This is a genomic window from Moorena sp. SIO2C4 (assembly GCF_010672485.1).
Classification (GTDB): Bacteria; Cyanobacteriota; Cyanobacteriia; order Cyanobacteriales; family Coleofasciculaceae; genus Moorena; species Moorena producens.
On record NZ_JAAHGN010000690.1, the window covers coordinates 1 to 4,080 of the forward strand.

General features: G+C 44.2%; 4 protein-coding genes. 1 reads left to right on the top strand and 3 read right to left on the bottom strand.

Features of this window, described 5'->3' with window-relative positions; genetic code table 11:
* On the top strand, positions 1 to 783 hold a 783-nt coding region (locus F6K20_RS27255), incomplete at its 5' end, for an inositol monophosphatase family protein (protein WP_287296735.1).
* 360 nt (positions 784 to 1,143) lie between these two features.
* On the opposite strand, the gene F6K20_RS27260 is transcribed toward F6K20_RS27255, so the two are convergent.
* The 3 genes from F6K20_RS27260 to F6K20_RS27270 form a co-directional block, all read right to left on the bottom strand.
* Positions 1,144 to 2,046 carry a ChaN family lipoprotein gene (locus F6K20_RS27260; protein WP_287296741.1) on the bottom strand — a complete coding sequence of 301 codons (903 nt, stop codon included), beginning with the start codon at positions 2,044 to 2,046 and terminating at the stop codon, positions 1,144 to 1,146.
* 60 nt (positions 2,047 to 2,106) lie between these two features.
* A complete protein-coding gene (locus tag F6K20_RS27265; protein ID WP_287296737.1) occupies positions 2,107 to 3,156 on the bottom strand; it encodes a YheT family hydrolase in 1,050 nt (349 codons plus the stop codon).
* A gap of 87 nt (positions 3,157 to 3,243) precedes the next feature.
* A partial coding sequence (locus F6K20_RS27270) for a PfkB family carbohydrate kinase (RefSeq protein WP_287296739.1) occupies positions 3,244 to 4,080 on the bottom strand: 837 nt, incomplete at its 5' end.

Consider the following 4,080-nt stretch of genomic DNA (forward strand, 5'->3'; position numbering starts at 1 on the left):
TCAAACCGTGTCGGTAATCGGCACCTCCGGGACTTTGGTCAGGTACAAGGGTCCGAAAAAGCCGATGGTACGTTAGTGACCCAGGCGGACAGGTGGGCAGATCAAGAAATTAGAGATGCGATCGCATCTCATTTCCCCAGCCACGGCGTACTGAGTGAAGAAGCATCCCACCAATTTCCTGAGTCTGAATGGTGCTGGATTATTGACCCTCTTGATGGCACCACCAACTTTACTAGAGGAATTCCCCTGTGGGGGGTTTCCTTAGGCTTGTTGTATCAGGGAACTCCAGTGTTTGGTTACATTCATTTTGCTCCTGTCCAGCAATCTTTTCATGGTTTTTGGCTTGGGAAATCGGAGCTAAAAGGTGTCGAAAACGGTGCTTTTCTCAATGGACGCCCCATCCACAGCAGCCAGGATTCCCCTAGCCAAAACCACTTTTTCAACCTGTGCGCCCGTAGTACCTCAGTAATGAAGCAACCCTTCCCCTGCAAAATTCGGATGCTAGGGGTTGCCAGTTACAACTTTCTCGCCACTGCCAACGGTGTCACCTTAGGAGGAGTGGAAGCCACCCCGAAAATTTGGGATTTTGCTGGAGCTTGGGTGATTATTCACGCAGCTGGGGCAGTTTGGGTACCCCTAGATTCTCAGACAATTTTCCCCCTAGAAGTAGGCCAAGATTACGGTCAGCGGTCGTTTCCAACTCTAGTTGCAGCACGTCCGGAATTAGTGAGTGTGTTTAAGCCCTTGGTAGAGTTTCTTGGGGATAAGGCAAGTAGAATGTAGAATGTAGAATTAAGAATGTAGAATTAAGAATGTAGAATTAAGAATGTAGAATGTAGAATGTAGAATTAAGAATGTAGAATTAAGAATGTAGAATGTATAAGGCCAAATGTAGAATGTAGAATTAAGAAGGCCAAATGTAGAATGTATAAGGCAGAATGTAGAATGTATAAGGCAGAATGTAGAATGTATAAGGCAGAATGTATAAGGCCAAATGTAGAATTATAAGTTCTAAATTCCCAATTCTAAATTCTAAATTCTAAATTCCCAATTCTACATTCTAAATTCTAAATTCTAAATTCTAAATTCCCAATTCTACATTCTAAATTCTAAATTCTACATTCTACATTCTACATTCTTAATTCAAAAGGGATGTTCCCATAAATAATCTGCGATCGCATTTTCTCCTGCCAGTTTCTCTGGCTGAGCACCCAACAAAACGGAAATTTGTTCCAACTGATGATTGAATCGTCGAGCAACCCGACTGGGTATACCGTAGTCATAGATAATATGACCTTGCCCAGCAATCACTACTACTTGATAATCTGGGTTAGCTTGGGCAAACAAAGCAATCTTCTCTGCCATGGTTTCATCCCATAACACTTGGGCAGTGAAAAAATTGTCGAAGTTGAGACTATTGCTATGACCGGCGTGGTGATGTTGTTGGTAAAATCCTTGAATCAGATTGCGGTAATCAGCATTATCTGTACGAATTTCCGATAGTGGCGGAATATGTTCCTGCTCAGCAGAGGTTAAACTCTCTAAACCGCTACGGGCTACTTTACGAGTGACCTCAGTGGGTGTATTTAAGGCTAACACAGGCAGTTGATTGGTTTTAGCAAACCGTACTAGGGGAGCATAATATTCCCAAGGAAAGCCCCAGCGTTGTTCATACTCACTTTGCTTAACCAACTCAGCTTCTGTGATTTCCCCGGCTAGGTATTGATCCAGGATATCTTGAGCTGGGCGCTGGAACATTTCCATTGCGATCGCAATTTTGGAATTTTCACGGGTTAGTGCTTGAATAATCGCTAACTGCGCCTCATGATCTTTTGTGCTATTGTGAGTTTCTCCTAAATAGATAACCCGGGCTTTTTTCCATTCCGGTAATACCTCCGGTAGGGATACTAAATTAACCGTTTCTATCTGTTGTTGCTGGCTAGTGGCAGTTGAACTATTATGTTGTTTATGTTGAGCAAAAACTGGGGTAGTACAGAGAAAGAAAATTCCTAGGGAATAAACAACGACTTTGGTAATTGTGCCCATATAAAAGTGATAATAGCTACTCAAAAATCCAACTGGTTATGTTTACTGGTCATGTTTAGCTTAAGGTGATTCAGGATTGCCAGGAATTGATTTACTATCACAAAATTCCAAAAGCCGATTCAAAGCCCAAAATTCATCCACATCACCTTTGCCTGTACTAATGTGAGCCACATGACCCCCTTGGGGAGTTAAAATCAAGTTGGCATAGGGATTACTACTCGTGCGCTCTTCCAATTCTGGAATAATAGTAGGGTCAAAAATCGGGTCATCCGCAGCATAGATGATCAAATAGGGCAAAGCTAAGCTGTCCAACAGGTAAAGTCCACTAGTCTTCTGATAGTATTCATTAACGCTAGCAAACCCGTAGTAATCAATCACCATATAGTGGTCAAAGCTCCGCATTGAGTTAATGCACTCCACTACACCAGGTTTAACAGCCTCAGGAAAGTTTTCTAACCGTTGTTGAGCTATTTTCCTGAGTTTATGAGTGAACCTCTGTTCGATCAAACGTCCCATTGGCGTAGATAGCAAATAATCTATGGAGCGATTCGATTCCAGATTAGGAGCCAAAACTGCTCCAAACCTGACCAGAGAACAATTGTTTTCAACTGCTGCCTTAAGTCCCCACAATGCCAACTGTCCCCCCATGGAAAAGCCCACCAAACCGACAGGTTCTGGGCAACCCATCTTTACTAATTGCATGGCTAGCTGCAACTGATCTTCCCCTTCTCGCCAACCGTCAGAAGATGGGACTGGGGATAGTTGTGCACTGCGTCCGTTACTGCGCCAATCATAAATTAACACTGCCCAACCATTACTGTAGGCTTTACGAGCAAGGGTACGACTATACCAACCACTATCGACATCCCCTGTAAGGGCATAGTTAACAATCAGGGTCCCTTTGGCATTGTCAGGACAACTCCACAATCCGCGCAATGGTACCTGATCCGCACCAGTAAATATCTTTTCCTGCCAGGGAATCAGGGGCAAATGGGAAAGCCAAGGTACTTTTTCCCCCCACCAACTCCAGGTTTTGCCGTACCAGTAAGTTGTAGCAATACTTTGAAATAAGCCATTTCTTAGGTACCAGGGAGCTTGGTAGTCTTGCATCAGGTTTCGTCGCTATTTGTAGATTACAGATTGGAGTATAAGCCGTTCTAGTTCCCCATCGGTGTGGGCAGACAAAAATTTATTGCTCTAATTTTCGATATCTTTTTCCATCCACCGACGAGTCCCAAAAAACTGACAGGAATTGGTAGCTACCTTTGCTGCTGCGCCTAGGGCATCAGTAAACTCTTTCTGTAGAATATAGTGACAGAAGGCACCGTGAAACACATCCCCAGCTCCCAAAGTATCTACTGCTTGAATCTGGGGTACGGGTACTTCACCGGACACTCCTAAGCTGCGATACTGAATTGGTTTTTCTCCTTGGGTAATGGCAATGTGAGGAATCCCAGCGTCTAGGAGATAAGCCATCACCTCTTGTTGACCACAGCACCCTGGTGGATAGAAATTGGCTGAGCAAATTGCGTAATCAACGTAGGGCAAAATTGTTTCAAATCCTGGCTTCCAGCTACCCCCATCGATGACTACAGGGATATGATGAGTTTTGGCAAATTTTGCGATCGCATTACTAACCACCATCTGATGACCATCAATGAGCACCACATCCACCATCAAGTCTAAATCCTGAGGTATTTGTGTAGTGCTGGCTTGGATTTTAGTAGCATTAATCGAAATAACTGCGCGATCGCCTGTGGATTCCGTAACAATGATAGAAGATACTGGTGGCGGTTGGGGGTTAGCTGGATCAAGGTCAGCGATGATTACGCCATGACTGGTCAAATCGCTGCGAATTAGCTTAGTAATCGGGTTAATTCCCACCACACCTAAAATTTTAGATAGGTGCGCGCCTCCTAGGGCGAGTAAATCGCCCTTGGGTCGCACCTCTATATTTCCCAGATAGCTAAACGTTACTGCTGCATTCGTCGCTGGTCCCCCAGCCGCTACCGTATAGTCAGAGGCAGTTATTTT

Bases quoted from the DNA above. Each gene is read 5' to 3' on its own strand.
- F6K20_RS27265 (WP_287296737.1), bottom strand. From the start codon at position 3,156: ATGCAAGACTACCAAGCTCCCTGGTACCTAAGAAATGGCTTATTTCAA.
- F6K20_RS27260 (WP_287296741.1), bottom strand. From the start codon at position 2,046: ATGGGCACAATTACCAAAGTCGTTGTTTATTCCCTAGGAATTTTCTTT.